The 20,974-nt window shown below is 71.3% G+C and carries 16 protein-coding genes and 1 pseudogene; 16 read left to right on the top strand and 1 reads right to left on the bottom strand.

Annotated features, from left to right (window positions below; genetic code table 11):
- Window positions 1-55 precede the first annotated feature (55 nt).
- The 8 genes from steA (at window position 56) to pssA (ending at window position 9,142) form a co-directional block, all read left to right on the top strand.
- On the top strand, window positions 56-1,252 hold the full coding sequence (steA, locus tag ACBR40_RS00075) for a putative cytokinetic ring protein SteA (protein WP_344215906.1): 1,197 nt from the start codon (window positions 56-58) through the stop codon (window positions 1,250-1,252).
- Window positions 1,249-2,226: a copper transporter gene (locus ACBR40_RS00080; protein WP_344215847.1), complete on the top strand. Its 978-nt coding sequence runs from the start codon at window positions 1,249-1,251 to the stop codon at window positions 2,224-2,226. Before steA ends, ACBR40_RS00080 begins: the two co-directional genes overlap by 4 nt.
- Before the next feature lies 1 nt (window position 2,227).
- A complete protein-coding gene (locus tag ACBR40_RS00085; protein ID WP_371246932.1) occupies window positions 2,228-3,082 on the top strand; it encodes a hypothetical protein in 855 nt (284 codons plus the stop codon).
- A 112-nt stretch (window positions 3,083-3,194) separates the two neighbouring features.
- Window positions 3,195-4,805, top strand: coding sequence for a murein biosynthesis integral membrane protein MurJ (gene murJ, locus ACBR40_RS00090; RefSeq protein WP_371246934.1), 1,611 nt, complete (start codon window positions 3,195-3,197; stop codon window positions 4,803-4,805).
- A 246-nt stretch (window positions 4,806-5,051) separates the two neighbouring features.
- A complete protein-coding gene (locus ACBR40_RS00095; RefSeq protein ID WP_371246935.1) occupies window positions 5,052-6,383 on the top strand; it encodes a glycosyltransferase family 4 protein in 1,332 nt (443 codons plus the stop codon).
- 216 nt (window positions 6,384-6,599) lie between these two features.
- A complete protein-coding gene (locus ACBR40_RS00100) occupies window positions 6,600-7,580 on the top strand; it encodes a TerC family protein (protein ID WP_344215839.1) in 981 nt (326 codons plus the stop codon).
- Between the two features lie 109 nt (window positions 7,581-7,689).
- Entirely contained in the window at window positions 7,690-8,331 is a 642-nt protein-coding gene (locus ACBR40_RS00105) for a phosphatidylserine decarboxylase (protein ID WP_344215904.1), read from the top strand.
- Window positions 8,318-9,142, top strand: a complete 825-nt coding sequence (gene pssA, locus ACBR40_RS00110) for a CDP-diacylglycerol--serine O-phosphatidyltransferase (RefSeq protein ID WP_344215837.1) — start codon at window positions 8,318-8,320, stop codon at window positions 9,140-9,142. Before ACBR40_RS00105 ends, pssA begins: the two co-directional genes overlap by 14 nt.
- A gap of 184 nt (window positions 9,143-9,326) precedes the next feature.
- Here pssA and ACBR40_RS00115 read toward each other — a convergent pair whose 3' ends face one another.
- A complete protein-coding gene (locus tag ACBR40_RS00115; RefSeq protein WP_371246936.1) occupies window positions 9,327-9,983 on the bottom strand; it encodes an MBL fold metallo-hydrolase in 657 nt (218 codons plus the stop codon).
- A 369-nt stretch (window positions 9,984-10,352) separates the two neighbouring features.
- Here ACBR40_RS00115 and uvrA point away from each other — a divergent pair, with 369 nt between their 5' ends.
- The 8 genes and pseudogenes from uvrA to whiA all read left to right on the top strand — a co-directional run bounded on the left by uvrA (window position 10,353) and on the right by whiA (window position 20,595).
- Window positions 10,353-13,193 carry an excinuclease ABC subunit UvrA gene (gene uvrA, locus ACBR40_RS00120; RefSeq protein ID WP_371246937.1) on the top strand — a complete coding sequence of 947 codons (2,841 nt, stop codon included), beginning with the start codon at window positions 10,353-10,355 and terminating at the stop codon, window positions 13,191-13,193.
- Between the two features lie 163 nt (window positions 13,194-13,356).
- The gene (locus ACBR40_RS00125; RefSeq protein ID WP_371246938.1) at window positions 13,357-13,830 is read left to right on the top strand and encodes a Rieske (2Fe-2S) protein; all 474 of its coding nucleotides are present in this window, start codon (window positions 13,357-13,359) and stop codon (window positions 13,828-13,830) included.
- Between the two features lie 102 nt (window positions 13,831-13,932).
- Window positions 13,933-14,391 carry a Rieske (2Fe-2S) protein gene (locus ACBR40_RS00130; RefSeq protein ID WP_344215826.1) on the top strand — a complete coding sequence of 153 codons (459 nt, stop codon included), beginning with the start codon at window positions 13,933-13,935 and terminating at the stop codon, window positions 14,389-14,391.
- Between the two features lie 97 nt (window positions 14,392-14,488).
- A complete protein-coding gene (locus ACBR40_RS00135; protein WP_371246939.1) occupies window positions 14,489-14,935 on the top strand; it encodes a Rieske (2Fe-2S) protein in 447 nt (148 codons plus the stop codon).
- Window positions 14,936-15,164: 229 nt separating this feature from the next.
- Window positions 15,165-17,078, top strand: a pseudogene (uvrC, locus tag ACBR40_RS00140) (excinuclease ABC subunit UvrC); the annotation flags it as partial.
- A 603-nt stretch (window positions 17,079-17,681) separates the two neighbouring features.
- Window positions 17,682-18,548 carry an RNase adapter RapZ gene (gene rapZ / locus ACBR40_RS00145; RefSeq protein WP_371246940.1) on the top strand — a complete coding sequence of 289 codons (867 nt, stop codon included), beginning with the start codon at window positions 17,682-17,684 and terminating at the stop codon, window positions 18,546-18,548.
- A gap of 74 nt (window positions 18,549-18,622) precedes the next feature.
- Window positions 18,623-19,540: a uridine diphosphate-N-acetylglucosamine-binding protein YvcK gene (yvcK, locus tag ACBR40_RS00150; protein WP_329592422.1), complete on the top strand. Its 918-nt coding sequence runs from the start codon at window positions 18,623-18,625 to the stop codon at window positions 19,538-19,540.
- Between the two features lie 74 nt (window positions 19,541-19,614).
- Window positions 19,615-20,595, top strand: a complete 981-nt coding sequence (whiA, locus tag ACBR40_RS00155) for a DNA-binding protein WhiA (protein ID WP_026214667.1) — start codon at window positions 19,615-19,617, stop codon at window positions 20,593-20,595.
- The last annotated feature ends 379 nt before the right edge of the window (window positions 20,596-20,974 follow it).

The raw sequence follows: 20,974 nt of genomic DNA on the forward strand, positions 1-20,974 counted from the left end.
ACACGCCACGTGATGCGTGGCCTCTCCGCTGTTTCGCTCTGGCAGGATGGTCATGATGAAGGTTCCGGGAAGCAGATTGCCGGGCCTCCGCGGCAGGAAGGTCGGTGACCTTCCCGGCATCACGGCAGTGGCGAGGATCGACCGGCGCACCAAGAGGCTCACCAAGCGCCTCGGGCCCGGTGAAATCGCGATCATCGACCATGTCGACGTGGACCGGGTCAGCGCGGAGGCCCTGGTCGCATGCGGTGCCGCCGCCGTGGTCAACGTCGCGGCCGGCATCAGCGGCCGCTATCCCAACCTGGGGCCGCAGATCCTGCTCGAAGCCGGCGTGCCGTTCGTCGACAACGCCAGCCCGGAGTTGTTCGAGCGCATCAAGGACGGCGACGTCGTCCGGCTCTGCGACGGCGTCGTCCATCTGGACGACGACGTCGTCGGCAAGGGCGAGGAGCAGACCCTCGAAGCGGTCGAGGCGGCCATGGCCGAGGCGCGGGCGGGGCTTTCGGTGCAGATCGAGGCGTTCGCGGTCAACACCATGGAGTACGTACGGGGCGAGGGCAAGCTGCTCATCGACGGCGTCGGCGTGCCCGAGATCCGCACGGAGATGGAGGGCAGGCACGTCCTCATCGTGGTGCGCGGATACCACTACAAGGAGGACATCGCCACCCTCCGCCCCTACATCCGCGAATACCGGCCCGTCCTGGTCGGCGTCGACGGTGGCGCCGACGCGCTCCTGGAGGCCGGCTACCTGCCCGACGTGATCGTGGGCGACTTCGACTCGGTCTCCACCAAGGCGCTGACCTGCGGCGCCGAGCTCGTCGTACACGCCTACCGCGACGGCAGGGCCCCCGGCCTGGAGCGCGTCCACCAGCTCGGCCGCGAAGCGGTGATCTTCCCCGCCACCGGCACCAGCGAGGACATCGCGATGCTCCTCGCCGACGACAAGGGCGCCGAGCTGATCGTCGCCGTCGGCACGCACGGCACGCTGGAGGAGTTCCTCGACAAGGGGCGCTCCGGCATGGCCAGCACCTTCCTCACCCGGCTCATCATCGGCAGCAAGCTCATCGACGCCAAGGGCGTCAGCAGGCTCTACCGCAGCCGCATCTCCACCTCACAGCTGCTGCTCCTCGTGCTCACCGCGCTGTTCACGATGGGCGTCGCGCTGGTCTTCTCGCCGCTGGGCAAGACCTGGCTGAACGGCCTGCAAGACGTCTGGAACGCGTTCATCTTCTGGCTGGTCGGACTCTTCTCGTGATCGATTTCCGCTATCACCTCGTCTCCATCGTCGCGATCTTCCTGGCGCTGGCGGTGGGCATCATCCTGGGCACCACCCTCCTCCAGGACCCCGCGCTCGACCTGGCCAAGCGCACCAGCGACGAGCTGACCAGCGCCAACAACGGCCTGCGCGCCGACCTCGACGCGCTGCGCGGGCGGCAGGCCGGCAACGACGCGTTCATCGCCGCGCGCACCCCGCAGATGGTGGCCTCCGAGCTCGCCGGGCAGCGCGTGCTGCTCATCGAGGCGCCCGGCTCCAGCACGAGCGTGCGCGAGGCCGCCCAGCAGGTGCTCGACGAGGCCGGCGCCAAGGTCAGCGGGCGGGTCACGCTGACGGAGAAGTTCCTCGACCCCGAGAGCAAGGGCGTCATCGACGGGCTGGTCGATCAGCTCAAACCGGCCAACATGGTCTTCCCCGCCACCGCCACCAGCTACGACCGGGCCGCCTCGCTGCTGGCCGGCGCCCTCGTCACCAACGACTCCGCCCAGGCCGGCACCGCCAACACCGCCACCGCCGGCGTGCTCGACGCGTTCGAGACCGGCGGCCTGCTCAACGTCGAGGACAACCCGGCCGAACGGGCCACGCTCGCCGTCATGTTCGCGCCGGAGAAGCCGTTCGAGGGCGAGACCGCCGAGACCCTGGCCGGGGCGCTGGTCTCGGTCGCCGACGGGTTCGACACGGCGGGCGGCGGCACCGTGCTCGCCGGGACCGCCGCGAACATCGCGCTGCCCGGCGACCTCATCGGCGCCGTCCGCGACGACAGCGAGGTCGCCAAGCGCGTGTCCACCGTCGACACCGCCGACATGCCCGTGGGCCGCGTCGTCATGGTCTACGCTCTGCGGGAACAACTGGCCGGGCACGCCGGCCAGTACGGCATCGGCAAGGGCGCCACCGCGCCCCTGCCGGCGGCCGTCACCCCCAGCCCGACCCCATCCGCCCAGTCAGGGAGCTGACATGGCCCGAGGACTGCTCCACGCCTTCGCCGGCGCCGCCATCGGCGCCGTCGCGGCCCGCGCCGCCTACGCCGCCTTCACCCGCAACCGGCAGCCCGACGACCTGACCGGCCGCTGGACGCGCAAGAACCACCGCGGCGAGCCCATCACCCTCCTGGAGGGCCCCGCGTTCGTCGCGGGGGCGAGCGCGGCGGCCGCGCTCACGCCCGGCCTGCCCGGCCGGCTGCGCCTGGCCGCCCTCGTCGCGGGCGCGGGCAGCGGTGTCCTCGGCGCCTACGACGACCTGTACGGCACGACGTCCTCCAAAGGCTTCAAAGGCCACCTGACCGCGCTGGCCCGCGGCGAGGTCACCAGCGGCGCGGTGAAGATCCTCGGCATCGGCGCCACCGGGCTCGGCGCCGCCGCGCTCGCCGGCGGCGGTCCGCTCGACGTGGTGGTCAACGGGGCCGCCATCGCCGGCGCCGCCAACCTCGCCAATCTCTTCGACCTGCGTCCCGGCCGTGCCATCAAGGTCGCCCTGCTGACCGGCGGGCCGCTGCTGGCCGCCTCGCTGCTGCGCGGCTCGCCTGCCGCCGCGGCGCTGGCCGCCGTGCCGCTCGGCGCCGCCGCCGCGCTGCTGCCCGACGACCTCGGCGAGCGTGCCATGCTCGGCGACGCCGGTGCCAACGCCCTGGGCGCGCTGCTCGGCCTGGCCGCCGTCACCCGGCTCGGCCGGCCCGGCCGCTACGCCCTGCTCGGCACCGTGGCGGCGCTCACCGCCGCCTCGGAGAAGGTCAGCTTCACCAAGGTCATCGCCGGGAACCCGGTGCTCAACCGCATCGACATGCTCGGCCGCCGGCCCGTCGCGCCCGCCTGACCCGGCCGGTCCCGCGTTATCCACAGGTGACCCCTCCTGACGCGCGAGTGTCGGCGCGGCCTGCCAGGATGATGTCCGCGCGGAAGACCCGCGCGGGGGCGAGGGAGGCCGGATGGGAGTCGTGACGGCGCGGGGTGTGGCCGGCGGGGCCGTGCTCATCGGGGCCATCACCGTGCTCGCGCGCGTGGCGGGCTTCGCCAAGCAGTACGCCTTCGCCCAGACGGTCGGCACCAACTGCCTGGCCTCGGCCTACATGACGGCCAACCAGATCCCCAACATCGTCTTCGAGGTGGTCGTCGGCGGGGCGCTGGCCGGGATGGTCGTGCCGGTGCTGGCCCGGCACGCGGGCGGCGGCGAGGGCGACCGTGAGCGGGTCGGTCAGATCGGCTCGGCGCTGCTGACCTGGGTGGTCGTGGTGCTGGTGCCGCTGGCGGTGCTCACCGCCGTGTTCGCCGGGCCGGTCATCGGGGTGTTCTTCGGGTCGCAGCTCGAAGGGGGTTGCGACATCGAGGCGGCCACGGCCGTGGCGGCGCGGATGCTCGCCGTGTTCGCGCCGCAGATCCCGCTGTACGGCGTCGCCGTCGTGCTCTACGGCGTGCTGCAGGCGCACAACCGGTTCGCCGGGCCGGCGGTGGCGCCGCTCGTGTCGAGCATCGTGGTGATCGTGGCGTACCTGATGTTCGTGCCGCTCAGCGGAGGCGACAGCAATCCGGCCACCGTGCCCGGGCCGGCTGAGCTGGCGCTGTCGATTGGCACCAGCCTGGGGGTGCTGTCGCTGGTGCTCACCGTGCTCGGGCCGACGGCGCGGCTGGGGCTGCGGTGGCGGCCGGTGCTGCGCTTCCCCGACGGGGTGGCCGGGCAGGTGCGCCGGCTCGCGCTCGCGGGCGTCGCGGCGCTGCTGGCGCAGCAGGCGGCCATGATCGTGGTGGTGCTGCTGGCCAACAAAGTGGTCGGCACCGGGGCGATCGCGGTCTACAACTACGCGTGGGCGATCTATCTGGTGCCGTACGCGGTGCTGGCCGTGCCCATCGCCACCAGCGCGTTCCCTCGGCTGTCCGCGCAGGCCGGGGAGCCCGAGGCGTTCGCGGGGCTGGCGGCGCGCACCACGCGGGCCGTGGTGCTGGTGTCGGGGCTGGCGGCCGGCGTGCTGGCGGCGGCCTCCGGGCCGGGGGCGGTGGTGTTCCTCGGGATGAAGAGCGAGGTGCCGGCGGTGGATCTGGCGCGGGCGGTCTCGCTGTTCGCGCCGGGGCTGGTGGGCTACGGGCTCATCGCGCAGCTCAGCCGGGTGCTGTACGCGGCCGGGCGCGGACGCGAGGCGGCGGCTGGCACCGTGGCGGGGTGGGTCGTGACCATGGTCGCGCAGACCGCTCTCGCGCTGGCGCTGCCCAGAGGGTGGGAGATCGGCGGGATGGCGCTCGGCATGAGCGTCGGCATGACGGCGGGCGGGGCGCTGCTGCTGGCCGCCGTCGTACGGGCGCGCGGCGGCGCTGCCGCGGCCGGGCTGGGACGGGCCCTGGGGGCGGCGGCCGGTGGCGGGGTGCTGGGCTACCTCGCCGGGGACGCCGTGGCCGGGTGGCTCGGGGCCGAGGGGATCTGGGCGAACGTCGGTGCCGCGGTGCTCGCCGCCGTGGTGGCGGCGGGCGTGGGCGGTGCGGTCGTGGCGGTGGTGGACCGGGCTGACGCCGGTGCGGTGATCGCGCTGCTGCGTCGCCGCCGAGGCTGACCTGCCGTCCCGATGGTGATGGGGGCTTTCGGGATGGAGGGCCGTCGGGATGGTGACGGGGGTCTTCGGGAAGGAGGGCCGTCGGGCTGAAGGCCTGCGAAATGGGGGGCCTGTCGGAGCCGACCGGCGCTCGGGAGACCTGTAGGGCGGTCGGGATTGACGGTCATCGGACTGGCTTGCCGTTGGAGCTGGAAGGCTGTTGGCGTGGGGCCGGTGGGCTGAGGGGTTGGAGCCGGCTGGTCACGGGTGAGTGTTGGAACTGAGGGAGGGGTGGGCGTGCGGGTGGCGTTCGTGCTGGGCACCACGTCCGGCGGTACGGGTCGGCATGTGCGGATGCTGGCCGAAGGGCTGACGCGGCGGGGGCATCAGGTGCTCGTGGCGGGGCCGCGCAGCGTGGAGGAGCAGTTCACGTACGGCGAGACAGGGGCGCGTTTCGTGGAGGTGGCCGTGGCGGACCGGCCTCGTCCGGTGGCCGACGTGCGCGCGGTGCTCGCGCTGCGGCGGGTGACTCGGGACGCCGACGTCGTGCACGCCCACGGGCTGCGCGCCGGGGCGCTGGCGGCGCTCGGCACATGGGGACGGCGCCGGTCGCCGGTGGCGGCCGGCACATCGAGGCAGCGTCGGTCACTGGTGGCGCTCGGCGCATCGAGGCGGCGTCGGTCGTTGGTGGTGACGTTGCACAACGCGTTGACCGCGGGCGGGCTCGTCGGGTTCGTCTACGGGGTGTTGGAGCGGATCGTGGCCCGGCGGGCCGACCGGGTGCTGGTGGTCTCGCCCGACCTCGGCGAGCGCATGACGCGGCTCGGGGCGCGGGACGTCCGGGCGGCCCTGGTGCCCGCGCCGCCGCTGCGCCCGGCCAAGCGCACCCCGCGCGAGGTCGCGGACGAGCTGGGCGCGGGGGAGCGGCCCATCCTGCTGACGGTCGCGCGGCTCGCCCAGCAGAAGGGCCTGGAGACCCTGCTCGATGTCGCCGCCGGGCCGTGGGAAGAGGCTCCGGCTGAGCTCGGCGTCGCTACTGGGCCACGGGGGGAGGCTCCGGCCGAGTTCGGCGTCGCTGCTGAGGCACGGGAGGACGCTCCGGCCGAACCCGACGTTGCTGCAGGGCCATGGGAAGAGGCCCCGGCCGACGGCAAGGGCAGGGCGGGGCTAGGGAGACCGTTGTTCGTTGTTGCTGGTGAAGGGCCGTTGCGTGGGGAGTTGGAGCGGCGGATCGCGGCCGAGGGGCTGCCGGTGATGTTGCTCGGTAATCGTGATGACGTGCCCGATCTGCTCGGTGCGGCGACCGCCGTGGTGACCGCCACTCGCTGGGAGGGTCAGCCGCTCAGCATCAGGGAGGCTCTCATGGCCGGGAAACCGGTGATAGCCACCGCTGTCGGGGGGATCCCGGAGATCGTGGGTGATGCCGGGATTCTCGTTCCCTATGGGGACGTTCCCGCGCTGCGCGCGGCCGTACGGATGTTGCTGGAGGAGCCGGGGACCGCGGGGCGGCTGGCGGCGGCGGCTGTGCGGCGCGGGCAGGAGATGCCGGACGGCGACGAAGCGGTGGAGAGTGTCCTGAATGTGTACGAAGCGCCCTAAATGCGGGCGAGACAGTGCGGATGCCACGGGGATGATTAGGCGGGGTTAAGGCGTTCTCGTATACTGCCTGGGTTAGGGAGGGGAGTATCCCTTCGCGACAGCCTCGTCATCACGGTGCAGCCCCGCTCCACGGGGCCCCCGGGGCTGCCGGTCCGCGATTCGCGGGCGGGAGAGACCTCCGGCAATGAGTCGTGCATGCCGGAGGGTTGAAACGTAATGGTACCCCTGTGGGCTTGGCTGGCCGTGATCGGCGGGCTCCTCGTCGTGCTCGCACTCGACCTGTGGATCGTGGACCGCGGAGAAGCGCGAGAGTTCTCCATGCGGCAGGCCGGTTACTGGGTGACGTTCTACGTCATTCTGGCCATCGCGTTCGGGGTGGGGCTGTGGGCCACTCTCGGCGGCGACAAGGCCGGGGAGTTCTTCGCCGGCTACATCACCGAATACAGCCTGAGCGTCGACAACCTCTTCATCTTCTTCATCATCATGAGCAGGTTCGCGGTCCCGCGGGCCTACCAGCACAAGGTGCTGCTCGTCGGCATCCTGCTGGCGCTGGTCATGCGTGGCATCTTCATCGCGCTCGGCGCGGCGGCGCTGGAGCGCTTCAGCTGGCTGTTCTACGTCTTCGGCGCCTTCCTCGTCTACACCGCCATCAACATCGTCCGCCAGCACCTCAAGGACGAGGAGGAGGAGTTCAACGAGAACCTCCTGCTCCGCTGGGTGCGCAAGGCCTTCCCGACCACCGAGGGCTACGCGGGATCGAAGATCACCGTCAAGATCGACGGCCGGCGCATGGTCACCCCGATGCTCATCGTGATGATCGCCATCGGCACCACCGACCTGCTGTTCGCGCTCGACTCGATTCCGGCCATCTTCGGGCTCACGCAGGACCCCTACATCGTCTTCACGGCCAACGCGTTCGCCCTGATGGGGCTGCGTCAGCTGTACTTCCTCCTGGGCGGCCTGCTGCAGCGGCTGGTGTACATCAGCTACGGTTTGGCGTTCATCCTCGGGTTCATCGGGGTTAAGCTGGTATTGGAAGCGTTGCACTCCAGCAATGTCTCCTGGGCGCCCGAAATTCCCATCTGGGTCTCGCTCACGGTCATCGGCACCACCATGGTCATCACGACCGGGGCCAGCCTGATCAAGGCGCGGATCGACGCGCGGAGGGGCGAGCAGCCGCATCCTGAGCAGGTCTAGCGCGATGGGCTTCGAGGCGCTTTGCTTTGTGTAGCCGTGCCGTGTAATAGTTGCGAGTTCTGTAACATCATGGCAAAGCGCCCAGTCCAGTCACCACCAAAGGTTGTACGTGTCAGACGATTCTGCTAAGTCGAGCGGCATCCGGCTCGCACGCGGGGTCTCCCCGTGGCTTCTCCCGACGGCGGTCTCGGCGGCCGCCACCGCGCTGCTGACGCGCAAGGACCGGCGATGGGCGTTCGCGGCGGTGCCGTTGAGCGCGCTCACCGGGGGAATGCTCTGGTTCTTCCGCGACCCCGACCGGACCCTCGGGCAGGGGCGCGTCCTGTCGCCCGCCGACGGCGTGGTGCAGAGCATCGACCCCTGGCCCGACGGCCGCACCCGGGTCGCGATCTTCATGAGTCCGCTGAACGTCCACGTCAACCGCGCCCCTCTTGCGGGAAATGTCGCCTCCGTGCAGCATGTGGCAGGTGGGTTCCTGCCGGCGTTCAACAAGGACAGCGACCAGAACGAGCGTGTGGTGTGGCATTTCGAGACCGCGCTTGGTGACATCGAGATGGTGCAGATCGCGGGCGCGGTCGCGCGCAGGATCGTGCCCTACCTGACCTCGGGCGCGAAGGTCGCCCAGGGCGACCGGATCGGGCTCATCCGGTTCGGCTCGCGCGTCGACATCTACCTTCCCGAAGGGATCTCGCCCGCGGTGTCCGTGGGCGAGAAGACGGTTGCGGGGGTGACCAGAATTGACCGCGGCTGACGCCGGCAGCTGGCAGGCGAGCGAGGAAGAACCGCGGGGCCCGGTCGGCAAGGCCTTCCGCCTCTCCGCGGCGGACTCGCTCTCGCTCGGCAACGCGGTCTGCGGCTTCCTCGCCGTGTGCGTGCTCGCCTACTCCGCCATCCAGCAGCTCCAGGTCGCGGGTGGGCCCTTCAAGCCCGATCCGAGCTACTTCGCCACCGCGATCGTGCTGCTGCTCATCGGCGCCACGTGCGACCTGTTCGACGGCCTCGTGGCGCGGCGCTTCCGCGCCTCGGCGATGGGCGCCGAGCTCGACAACCTCGCCGACGTCATCAGCTTCGGGTTCGCCCCCGCGTTCATGGTGGTGATCTGGGGCGGGTTCACCGACCAGGTGCCGTTCGCGGCGGTGCTCGTGGCGGCGGCGTCCGTGCTGGTCGCCGGCGTCGTACGGCTGGCCAGGTTCGCCTGCGTCAAGACCAAGAGCGGCGACTTCATGGGGCTGCCCATCCCGATGGGCGCCATGACGGTGATCTCGATCGTGCTGCTGTTCCAGCCGAGCATCTGGACGCTGGTCGGCGTTCTCGGCGTGGCCTGGCTCATGGTCAGCCGGATCGAGTACCCCAAGCCGAAGGGGCAGCTCGCGGCGGTCGTCCTCGGCTGGATCATGGTCAACGTGGCCTTCCTCACCTTCTGGGTGGCCTGGCCCGAGGGTGGTGACCTGCCGATCAAGATCGGTGCGACCATGCAGATCGCGCTCGTGGCGGCGATCCCGCTGCGGATGATGTTCTACAAGCGGGAGCAGCGCCGGGTAGCCGAGCGAATCCACAACTAACGGGATTTTTCGGCATATTTCGGATTTTAAGCTCCAGGTCGGCGACCTGCCGCGAGCGCACCCGCGTACGCGGCATCCCGGCGAGCCGGCCATGGAGCCGGAGCAGCGTGCGGGCTGACGGCGACGCTCCGCGCGTGCCCGCCCGCCGCTGACCTGACCTGACCTGACCTCGGAGCCTGCGGGACTACCAGCCCCGGGCCTTCCACTCCGGCAGGGAGGGACGCTCGGCGCCGAGAGTGGTGTCCTTGCCGTGGCCCGGGTAGACCCAGGTCTCGTCCGGCAGGCGGTCGAAGACGCGGGTGACCACGTCGTCGTAGAGCTGGTTGAAGCGCTCGGCATCCTTCCACGTGTTGCCGACGCCGCCAGGGAACAGCGAGTCGCCGGTGAACAGGTGCGGGCCCGCCTCACCGCCGTCGTACAGCAGGGCGATGGAGCCGGGCGTGTGACCGCGCAGGTGGATGACCTCCAGCGAGACGTGGCCCAGCGGGATCGTCTCGCCGTGCTCGACCGTGCGGCCGGCCGGCACCGGGAGCGCGGGGGCGTCGAGCGGGTGCGCGATCACCTGGGCGCCCGTCACCTTGGCCACCTGCTCCAGCGCCTGCCAGTGGTCGCCGTGCTGGTGCGTCGTGACGATCGCGCCGAGCGGCTGGTCGCCGATCAGCGCGAGCAGGCGGTCGGGCTCGGCGGCGGCGTCGATGAGCAGGCCCTCGCCGGTCCCCGTACAGCGCAGCAGATAGGCGTTGTTGTCGAACGGGCCGACGGCGAGCTTGGAGACGGTCAGCGCGGGCAGCTCGCGCACGTCGGCGGGACCGCCGACCTGGACGTCACCTGTGTAGGTCATGAACAGTCCTTCGGGGGCGTCGCGGGCAGATCAGCGGGGGCCGGCATCGTCAGCCACGACGGCGGCGGGAAGACCATCCCGCGCGGCCGGGCAGGAACGTCCGCCCCACGAGCACCAGCCTAACGCCTCGCCCTCGGATCTCCCCGGGTGCCGGACCGGCATGTCGGCAGGCGGCCCGCCCGTGCCTTACCAGGGCATAAAACACCAGGTCAAGGCGTTCACATCAGAAGGCATCCTGCCGAGCCGGCAGATGGCCGTAATCTGAGAGGGACGGGTTTTCGGAGGACGCACTGCGGGCCGCCGAAATTGTCGGAGCCCCCGTCTACCATCCCCCGTGGACCTATCCGCCTTTCGACTACCGGGATCGCCGTGGCCGACCGCCTGATCGTGCGTGGTGCACGAGAACACAACCTCAAGGACGTCTCGCTCGATCTGCCGCGAGACTCGCTGATCGTCTTCACCGGCCTATCCGGCTCGGGCAAGTCGAGCCTGGCCTTCGACACGATCTTCGCTGAGGGCCAGCGGCGCTATGTCGAGTCGCTGTCGGCGTACGCCCGCCAGTTCCTCGGCCAGATGGACAAGCCCGACGTCGACTTCATCGAGGGCCTGTCGCCCGCGGTGTCGATCGACCAGAAGTCCACCAGCAAGAACCCCCGTTCGACCGTCGGCACCATCACCGAGGTCTACGACTACCTCCGCCTGCTGTGGGCCCGCATCGGCAAGCCGCACTGCCCCGTGTGCCGGCGGCCCATCGCCCGCCAGACGCCGCAGCAGATCGTCGACCGCGTGATGGACCTCGACGAGGGCACCCGCTTCCAGGTGCTCGCGCCGGTCGTGCGCGGGCGCAAGGGCGAATACGCCGAGCTGTTCCGCGAGCTGCAGACCAAGGGCTTCGCGCGGGCCAGGGTCGACGGCACGGTCGTGCGGCTGGAGGAGCCGCCGACACTGAAGAAGTACGAGAAGCACGACATCGAGGTCATCGTCGACCGCCTGTCGGTCAAGGAGTCGGCGCGCCGCCGGCTCAACGACTCGGTCGAGACCGCGCTGCAGCTGTCCGGCGGCACGATCACCCTCGACTTCGTCGACCTGCCCGAGGACGACCCGGGCCGTGAGCGGTTCTACTCCGAGCACCTCTACTGCCCCTACGACGACCTGTCGTTCGAGGAGCTGGAGCCGCGCTCGTTCTCCTTCAACTCCCCGTTCGGCGCCTGCCCCGAGTGCACCGGCCTCGGCACCAAGATGGAGGTCGACCCCGACCTGGTGGTGCCCGACCCGGAGCGCACGCTGCGCGACGGCGCGCTCCACCCGTGGTCCGGCGGCCACACCAGCGAATACTTCGTACGGATGATCGAGGCCCTGGGCAACACCATGGGCTTCGGCCTCGACACCCCGTGGGAGCAACTGCCGAAGAAGGCGCAGAAGGCCCTGCTCCACGGTTACGACGAGCAGGTCCACGTCCGCTACAGCAACCGCTACGGCCGTCAGCGCTCCTACTACACCGACTACACCGGCGTCATCACCTGGGTGCAGCGCCGCCACGCCGAGGCGGAGAGCGACTCGAGCCGCGAGCGGTTCGAGGGCTACATGCGCGAGATCCCGTGCCCGGCCTGCAAGGGCGCCCGGCTCAAGCCGGTCACCCTGGCCGTCACGGTGGCCGAGAGGTCGATCGCCGACGTCGCGTCGATGTCCATCGGCGAGTGCGCCCAGTTCCTGGCCGAGCTCAAGCTGTCCGACCGCGACATGCACATCGCGGAGCGGGTGGTCAAGGAGATCAACGCGCGCCTCGGGTTCCTGCTCGACGTGGGCCTCGACTACCTCACCATGGACCGCGCCGCGGCCACCCTGGCCGGCGGCGAGGCGCAGCGCATCCGGCTGGCCACGCAGATCGGCTCCGGCCTGGTCGGCGTCCTCTACGTGCTGGACGAGCCCTCCATCGGCCTGCACCAGCGCGACAACCTGCGGCTGCTCGACACGCTCGTCAGGCTGCGCGACATGGGCAACACGCTGATCGTGGTCGAGCACGACGAGGACACCATCGCCGCCGCCGACTGGGTGGTCGACATCGGTCCGGGCGCGGGCGAGCACGGTGGCCAGGTCGTCGTGTCCGGCACCGTACAGGACCTGTTGAGCAGCGAGGAGTCGCTGACCGGGCAATACCTGTCGGGGCGGCGGAGCATCGAGGTGCCGTCCGGCCGGCGCAAGCGCGACAAGAAGCGGCAGATCACCGTCAAGGGCGCGCGCGAGCACAACCTCAAGGGCGTCGACATCGACTTCCCGCTCGGCCTGTTCACCGCCGTCACCGGCGTGTCGGGGTCGGGCAAGTCGACGCTGGTCAACGACATCCTCTACAACGCGCTGGCCAAGGAGCTCAACGGGGCGCGTACGGTGCCGGGGCGGCACTCGCGGATCAACGGCATGGACCTCGTGGACAAGGTCGTCCACGTCGACCAGTCGCCGATCGGGCGCACCCCGCGCTCCAACCCGGCCACCTACACCGGCGTCTTCGACCACATCCGCAAGCTGTTCGCGGCCACGACCGAGGCCAAGGTGCGCGGCTACCAGCCCGGGCGCTTCAGCTTCAACGTCAAGGGCGGCCGCTGCGAGGCGTGCGCGGGCGACGGCACCATCAAGATCGAGATGAACTTCCTGCCGGACGTCTACGTCCCCTGCGAGGTCTGCCACGGCGCCCGCTACAACCGGGAGACGCTGGAGGTCCACTACAAGGGCAGGACGATCGCCGAGGTGCTCGACATGCCGATCGAGGAGGCGCTCGGCTTCTTCGACGCCATCCCGGCGATCCGGCGTCACCTGCAGACCCTGCACGACGTGGGTCTCGGCTACGTACGGCTCGGGCAGCCGGCCACCACGCTCTCCGGCGGCGAGGCGCAGCGCGTCAAGCTCGCCTCCGAGCTGCAGCGGCGGCAGACCGGCCGGACGATCTACGTGCTCGACGAGCCCACCACCGGTCTGCACTTCGAGGACATCCGCAGGCTGCTGGGCGTGCTCGGACGGCTGGTCGACGGGGGCAACACCGTCATTGTCATCGAGCACAACCTCGACGTCATCAAGACGGCCGACTGGATCATCGACATGGGGCCCGAGGGCGGCTCGCGGGGCGGCACGCTGGTCGCCACCGGCACGCCCGAGGAGGTCGCGCTGGTCGAGGAGAGCCACACGGGACGGTTCCTGCGCAAGATCCTGTCCGTCTGAGCGCCTTGAGAGCTGGTCGAGCCGACGCCGGTCCCGCCCCGGAAGCGGGACCGGCGGGGTGCGGCAATACAGTTGTGGCACGGGTAACGGCCTGACCTGCAGGGGGTCAGCGGCGACGCGAAGGGTCGAGGCGATCATGACAGCTACGGAGCGGGGCGGAGCCATGCCTGGAGACGGGCGGCCGGAGGGCACGACGGCACGGGGCGACGTCACCGGACGGGAGTCCGGACGGGGGTCCGGGGGCGTGCCCGGGCGGCGTGAGGTGCTCGGGGTGGCCGGGGTGGCGGCGTGCGGCGTGGCGCTCGCCGCCTGCGGCACGGGCGGCGCCCAGGCGCGGCCCAGCCTGAAGGGGCAGGTCATCGCCAAGACGGCCGACGTGCCCGTGGGCGGCGGCAAGCTCATCGGCGACCTGAAGCTCGTCGTGACGCAGCCGCAGCAGGGGGTCTACAAGGCGTTCAGCGCGGCCTGCACGCACAAGGGCTGCACCGTCAGCACGCCGAAGGACAACATCATCAGGTGCGCCTGCCACGGCAGTGAGTTCGCCGCCGACAGCGGCGCCCCCAACAAGGGGCCGGCCACCGCGCCGCTGACCGCCATCGCCGTCAAGGTGGAGGGCGACGGCATCGTGGTGGCCTGAGCAGGTATTTCTACGTGGTCCCCCGGATTGGGTTCGGGCACGCTGAACCGGCGCGCGGGCGCTGCCCGTACCTGAAGGAGAAGCAACCTGGGAGGACGCACCATGACGGATACGACGCGCCGGACCATGATGCTGGGCGCGGGAGGCGCCGGGCTCGCGGCGTTCCTGACGGCGTGCGCGAGCTACGGCACGCCGACGACCGACGCCAGCGCGGCGCCCGAGGAGGAGCCGGCCGACGAGGCGTCGTCCGCGGCGCCGAAGAAGAAGCCGGCCAAGAAGGCGCTGGCCGACGCCTCCGACATCGAGGTGGGCGGCGGCAAGGTCTTCGAGGCGCAGAAGATCGTGGTCACGCAGCCGGTGGAGGGCGACTTCAAGGCGTTCTCGGCGGTCTGCACGCACGCGGGCTGCACGGTCGCCACCGTACAGAACAAGACGATCAACTGCCCCTGCCACGGCAGCAAGTTCAGCATCGAGGACGGCTCCGTGACCGACGGGCCCGCGCCCGAGCCGCTCAAGGAGAAGAAGATCACGGTGGACGGCGGCAAGATCCGCCTGGCTTAGCGGACCGGTGGGCGTCTCTCATGCAGGTCTCATGAATTTCTCACCTGGCTGCGGTTGGGTGATCCGCATGGGAGATGACCTTCGAAGCCGACGGGCAGTGATAGCGGGCGTCGGCGCGGGTGGCCTCACGCTGGCCCTCGCGGCCTGTGGCGGCACCGACACGGCGACCGGCACCGATGCGGCGACCGGCGGCGACGCAACCGGCTCCGCCGCACCTACCGCGGCCGCCACTGAGTCCAGCGCGCCGCAGGCCGGCGGCGCCGCACTGGCCAAGACGGCCGACATCCCCGTGGGGGGCGGCACGATCCTCAAGGACCAGAAGATCGTGGTCGTGCAGCCCACCGAGGGGCAGTTCAAGGCGTTCAGCGCGGTCTGCACGCACAAGGGGTGCGTGGTGGGCAGCGTCGACGGTGGCAACATCGTCTGCCCGTGCCACAACAGCACGTTCAACATCGCCGACGGGGCTGTGACGGGCGGGCCCGCCCAGGGGCCGCTGCCGGAGCAGGCGATCAAGGTCGAGGGTGACCAGATCACCCTGGCCTGATCGACGGTCACGTGATTGACGGTGACCTGATTGACGGCGCGATGAGGGCGTGAGGACGCGGGTCCGCCACGGCGCGGGGCGGGCCCGCGTCCTCGTGTCCGGCGCCGTCCGCATCCGGTGCCGGTGCCGGCGGTGTGCGTGTGCGGTGGGGCGGGCTCGGCGGTGGGCGGATGAGTCTGTCGGTGGGGGCTACTAGGCTTCAAATGTGGCGAGATCTGCGCGCAGTCCTGTGAGTTTCCGGCCGAAGCCGGGTTCGATCCCCGAGTCCCCGGGGGTCTACCGGTTCAGGGACGCCCACGGCCGGGTGATCTACGTCGGCAAGGCCAAGAGCCTGCGCCAGCGGCTCAACTCGTACTTCGCCGACTTCTCCGCGCTGCACCCGCGCACGCAGTCGATGCTGACCACCGCCGCCGACGTGGACTGGACCGTCGTCGGCACCGAGGTCGAGGCGCTGCAGCTCGAATACTCCTGGATCAAGGAGTACGACCCGCGCTTCAACGTGAAATACCGCGACGACAAGTCCTACCCCTACCTCGCGGTCACGATGGGGGAGGACTTCCCGCGCGTGCAGGTCATGCGCGGCGCCAAGCGCAAGGGCACCCGCTACTTCGGCCCCTACTCGCACGCCTGGGCCATCCGCGAGACCGTCGACCTGCTGCTGCGCGTCTTCCCCGTACGCACGTGCAGCGCCGGGGTGTTCAAACGCGCCGGGCAGATCGGCCGTCCCTGCCTGCTCGGCTACATCGACAAGTGCTCCGCGCCGTGCGTCGGCCGGGTCACCCCCGACGAGCACCGCGAGCTGGCGGAGGACTTCTGCGACTTCATGGCGGGCAACACCAGCCGCTTCATCAAGCGGCTGGAGAAGGAGATGCGCGCCGCCGCCGCCGAGCAGGAGTACGAGCGCGCCGCCCGGCTCAGGGACGACGTCCAGGCGCTGCAGCGCGCGCTGGAGAAGCAGGCGGTCGTGCTCGGCGAGGGCACCGACGCCGACGTCATCGCCCTGGCCGAGGACCCGCTCGAAGCCGCCGTCATGGTCTTCTACGTGCGCGGCGGGCGCATCCGCGGACAGCGCGGTTGGGTGGTCGACAAGGTCGAGGAGACCACGCCGGGCGAGCTGGTCGAGCAGTTCCTGCTGCAGATGTACGCCGAGGCCGGGGCCGAGTCGATGCCGCGCGAGGTGCTCGTACCCGCTCTGCCGCCCGACAGCGAGGCGGTCGCCGAGCTGCTGAGCGAGCAGCGCCGGGCCCGGGTCGAGGTCCGCGTGCCGCAGCGTGGCGACAAGCGCACGCTCATGGAGACCGTCGCGCGCAACGCCAAGGAGTCGCTCGCCCAGCACAAGATCCGGCGCGCCAGCGACCTCACCACCCGCAGCAAGGCGCTGCAGGAGATCGCCGACGCGCTCGACCTCGACCAGGCGCCGCTGCGCATCGAGTGCTACGACGTCTCCCACCTGCAGGGCGAGAACGTCGTCGCGTCCATGGTGGTCTTCGAGGACGGTCTCGCGCGCAAGAGCGAATACCGGCGCTTCTCGGTCAAGACCAAGGAGGGCGACGTCGCCTCGATCCACGAGGTGATCCTCCGCCGGTTCCGCCGTTACCTGCAGGAGCGGTCCGACACCGGCGAGCTGGTCCCCGACGAGTACGACGAGGACGGCGGGCGCGGCGAGGAGGGCGCGCACGGCCCGATCGACCCCGAGACGGGCCGGCCGCGCAAGTTCGCCTATCCGCCCAATCTGGTCGTGGTCGACGGCGCCGGCCCTCAGGCGGCCGCCGCCCAGCGCGCGCTCGACGAGCTCGGCATCGACGACGTGGCGGTGTGCGGACTGGCCAAGCGGCTGGAGGAGGTCTGGGTGCCGGGGGACGACCAGCCGGTGATCATGCCCCGGTCCAGCGAAGGGCTCTACCTGTTGCAGCGGGTGCGTGACGAGGCGCACCGCTTCGCCATCACCTACCACCGGTCGAAGCGGTCGCGCAGCGTCAAGGAGAGCGCGCTCGACGGCGTCCCGGGGCTCGGGCCGGCGCGGCGGCAGGCGCTGCTCAAGCACTTCGGGTCGGTGAAGAAGCTGCGCGAGGCGAGCGCGGCCGAGATCTGCGAGGTGCCGGGGATCGGACGGGCCACCGCCGAGGTCATCGTCGCCACCCTGGCAGGCGGGTCGCCTCGGCCCGCGTCCGCGGCGGAAGCCAGCATGACGGGGAACGCTGCGACAGGCGCCAAGGACACGGCTGTGATGGCGGCGGGTTCTGAAGGCGGGGCTAAGGCGGTGCGTCCCGGGGATGAGGCTGCGGTGGTGCGTCCCCGCGATGGGGCTGAGGCGGTGGGTTTCCGAGGCGGGGCTGAGGCGGCGGGTTCTGAGGACGTGCGTTCCCGAGACGGGGCTGAGGCGGCGGGTTCTGAGGACGGGGCTGAGGTCGTGCGTTCCCGAGACGGGGCTGAGGCGGTCAGTTCCGGGGACGGGGCTGGGGTGGCGGGCTCTGTGGGCGGGGATGGAGCCGGGGAGGTCGCGCCTCGGGAAGAGGGAGGGCGGTGACAGGGCGACGGCGTGCAGGGGTTGCGTCGCGCTCTGCGATCGCCGCCGTCCGCTATGGTGGATGGCGTGCCGCGATGACCGGGCCGGGCGTGCCGGACGGCCGCCGTGCGGAATGCGCCCGGGTCGCTGGGCCGGCAGGCGATGTCGGCCGGGAAGGGCTTTGACATGGACAGCCGTGAGGGCAGTGCCGGTGACCGGGCTGACGGGCGGAAAGAGCAGATGAGCGCCGACGCGGCGTTCGTCATCGTGACCGGCATGTCCGGGGCGGGCCGCAGCACGGCGGCCAAGGCCCTGGAGGATCTGGGCTGGTTCGTCATCGACAACCTGCCGCCGGGCCTGCTGTTCGCCATGGCCGAGGAGGCGGGCAAGGTCAAGCTGGCCGCCGACAAGGTCGCCGCCGTGGTCGACGTGCGCAGCCTGGCCTTCACCACCGACCTCAACGCGGCCATCGAAGAGCTGGAGGCCCGCGGGGTCCGGGTGCGGGTGGTGTTCCTGGAGGCCAGCGACGAGGAGCTGGTGCGCCGGTTCGAGAACGTCCGCAGGCCCCACCCCTTGCAGGGCGAGGGACGGCTGGTCGACGGCATCACCCGCGAGCGGGGCATCCTGCGCGAGGTGCGGGCCAACGCCGACCTGGTGATCGACACCTCCTCGCACAACGTCCACGACCTGCGCAACAAGATCGTCGCGTACTTCGGCGGGGATGACCGGCCGGGGCTGCGGCTCAACGTGGTGTCCTTCGGCTTCAAGTACGGCCTGCCGGTCGACGCCGACCTCGTCGTGGACTGCCGGTTCCTGCCCAACCCGCACTGGGTGCCGGAGCTGCGGCCCATGAACGGCCTCGACGCCTCCGTCAGCGAGTACGTGCTCGGGCAGCCGGGCGCCAAGGAGTTCCTCGACGCGTACGAGGAGGTCCTGAAGGTGGTCGCGGCCGGCTACGCGCGCGAGGGCAAGAGCTACGCGACGCTCGCGGTGGGCTGCACGGGCGGCAAGCACCGCAGCGTGGCCATGGCCGAGCAGGTCGCCGCCCGGCTGCGTGACCGCGGCATGGAGGTCCAGGTGAGCCATCGGGATGTGGGGCGGGAGTGACCGATGACGGCGTCGCGGCATCGGCGGACACGCGCGCTGACGACGACCCGCCCGCCGTCGGCAGAGGGCCGCGGGTGGTGGCGCTCGGGGGCGGGCACGGGCTGTTCGCGTCCCTGTCGGCATTACGGATGGTCACCGACGAGCTGACCGCGGTCGTGACCGTCGCCGACGACGGCGGCTCCAGCGGCCGGTTGCGTCGTGAGCTGGGCGTGCTCCCGCCCGGCGACCTGCGTATGGCGCTGGCGGCGCTGTGCGGCGACGACGAGTGGGGCAGCACCTGGAGCGAGGTGGTGCAGCACCGCTTCCGCAGCGAGGGCGACCTGCACGGGCACGCCGTCGGCAACCTGCTGATCGTGGCCCTGTGGGAGCTGCTGGGCGATCCGGTGGCCGGGCTCGACTGGGTCGGGCGGCTGCTGGGCGCGCACGGCCGCGTGCTGCCGATGGCGTCCGTGCCGCTCGACATCGTCGCCGAGGTGGAGCTCGACGGCGTCATCTCGACCGTACGCGGTCAGGTGGCGTGCGCCCTCACCCCCGGCCGCGTCCAGGCCATCTCCCTGGTGCCCGAGGACCCGCCCGCGCGGCCCGAGGCCGTCGCGGCGGTGTCCGAGGCCGACTGGGTGGTGTTCGGGCCCGGATCGTGGTTCACCAGCGTGCTGCCGCACCTCAAGGTGCCCGAGCTGGCGCGCGCCCTGCACGCCACCCGGGCCCGCCGGCTCGTCACGCTCAACCTGGCCCCGCAGGCCGGCGAGACCGACGACTTCTCCCCCCAGCAGCATCTGGAGGTGCTCAGGCAGCACGCGCCGGACCTGTCGATCGACGTCGTCCTCGCCGACACCGGCGTGGTCGACGACCCCGACGCCCTGGAGAAGGCCGCCGCCGCGCTCGGCGCCCGGCTCGTCATGGCGGACGTGGCGGCCGGCGACGGCTCGCCCCGGCACGACCCACGACGTCTTGCCTCCGTCCTGGACGAGATTTTCCTCCGGAAGCGTTGATCCTGGTCGGCGTGGCGCGAAGGTGCGAGAGACTGGCGTGAGCCGGTCTGAATGGGGGAGAGGACTAAACGCTTATGGCGATGACAGGTGTGGTGAAAGACGAACTGAGCCGCCTGCCGGTGCTGAAGCCCTGCTGCCGCAAGGCCGAGGTTTCCACGCTGCTGCGGTTCGCCAGCGGCCTGCACCTGGTGGGCGGGCGGATCGTGATCGAGGCGGAGCTCGACACCAACGCCACCGCGCGGCGCCTGATCAAGGACATCGGTGAGGTGTTCGGCCACAAGGCGGAGGTGCTCGTGCTGGCCCCCGCCGGCCTGCGCAAGGGCTCCCGCTACGTGGTGCGCGTCTACCGCGACGGCGAGGCGCTCGCCCGCCAGACGGGCCTGATCGACAACCACGGGCGTCCCGTGCGCGGCCTGCCGCGCCAGGTGGTGGCCGGTGCGGCGTGCGACGCCGAGGCGGCCTGGCGTGGCGCGTTCCTGGCGCACGGCTCGCTCACCGAGCCGGGGCGGTCGATGTCGCTGGAGGTCACCTGCCCGGGGCCCGAGGCGGCCCTCGCGCTCGTGGGCTCGGCGCGGCGGCTGAAGATCCACGCCAAGGCGCGCGAGGTGCGCGGCGTGGACCGGGTCGTCGTACGCGACGGCGACGCCATCAGCGCGCTGCTCACCCGGCTGGGGGCGCACGACAGCGTGCTGGCCTGGGAAGAGCGGCGGATGCGGCGCGAGGTGCGGGCCACCGCCAACCGGCTGGCCAACTTCGACGACGCCAACCTGCGGCGTTCGGCCAGGGCCGCTGTCGCCGCCGGGGCGCGGGTGCAGCGGGCGCTGGAGATCCTCGGTGACGAGGCGCCCGAGCACCTCGTGGTGGCCGGGCGGCTGCGGGTGGAGCACAAGCAGGCGTCCCTGGAGGAGCTGGGGCAGATCGCCGACCCGCCGCTGACCAAGGACGCGATCGCCGGGCGGATCAGGCGGCTGCTGGCGATGGCGGACAAGCGGGCGTCCGATCTCGGCATCCCCAACACCGAGGCCAACCTCACCGTTGACATGCTTGCTCCCTGACAGATCCATCCTTCACGGCAAGGCCAGGTGGGCCGCACGCGCCGACGTGGGCGGCCGTCCGTCATGGCCGGTCGTGAAGGCTCACGGGCTGCTCGCCGTGACGAGCGCATGCCTGGCCGGGTTCCGTGATTCATGGCGACCGGTGCGCGATCGGCTCCGACCGGATGCTGTCCGCGACCTGCGTGCGGCCGGCTCCGACCGGATGCCGTCCGCGACCTGCATGGGGCGGCTCCGACCGAGTGCTGTCCGTGACCTGCATGGGGCGACTCTGACCGAGTGCTGTCCGCGACCTGCGCGGTGGCTCCCACCCGGGTGCCGCCAGAGACCACCGGAAGTGAGCCGTCTCTCGCGACGGGGAGCGAGGCGCCCCTGGCACCCG

This window comes from Nonomuraea sp. AD125B (assembly GCF_041402765.1).
GTDB lineage: Bacteria > Actinomycetota > Actinomycetes > Streptosporangiales > Streptosporangiaceae > Nonomuraea > Nonomuraea bangladeshensis.

Bases quoted from the DNA above. Each gene is read 5' to 3' on its own strand.
- ACBR40_RS00100 (WP_344215839.1), top strand. From the start codon at position 6,600: ATGGTACCCCTGTGGGCTTGGCTGGCCGTGATCGGCGGGCTCCTCGTC.
- ACBR40_RS00130 (WP_344215826.1), top strand. From the start codon at position 13,933: ATGACGGATACGACGCGCCGGACCATGATGCTGGGCGCGGGAGGCGCC.
- rapZ (WP_371246940.1), top strand. From the start codon at position 17,682: ATGAGCGCCGACGCGGCGTTCGTCATCGTGACCGGCATGTCCGGGGCG.
- steA (WP_344215906.1), top strand. From the start codon at position 56: ATGAAGGTTCCGGGAAGCAGATTGCCGGGCCTCCGCGGCAGGAAGGTC.
- ACBR40_RS00115 (WP_371246936.1), bottom strand. From the start codon at position 9,983: ATGACCTACACAGGTGACGTCCAGGTCGGCGGTCCCGCCGACGTGCGC.
- ACBR40_RS00125 (WP_371246938.1), top strand. From the start codon at position 13,357: ATGCCTGGAGACGGGCGGCCGGAGGGCACGACGGCACGGGGCGACGTC.
- murJ (WP_371246934.1), top strand. From the start codon at position 3,195: ATGGGAGTCGTGACGGCGCGGGGTGTGGCCGGCGGGGCCGTGCTCATC.
- whiA (WP_026214667.1), top strand. From the start codon at position 19,615: ATGGCGATGACAGGTGTGGTGAAAGACGAACTGAGCCGCCTGCCGGTG.
- ACBR40_RS00085 (WP_371246932.1), top strand. From the start codon at position 2,228: ATGGCCCGAGGACTGCTCCACGCCTTCGCCGGCGCCGCCATCGGCGCC.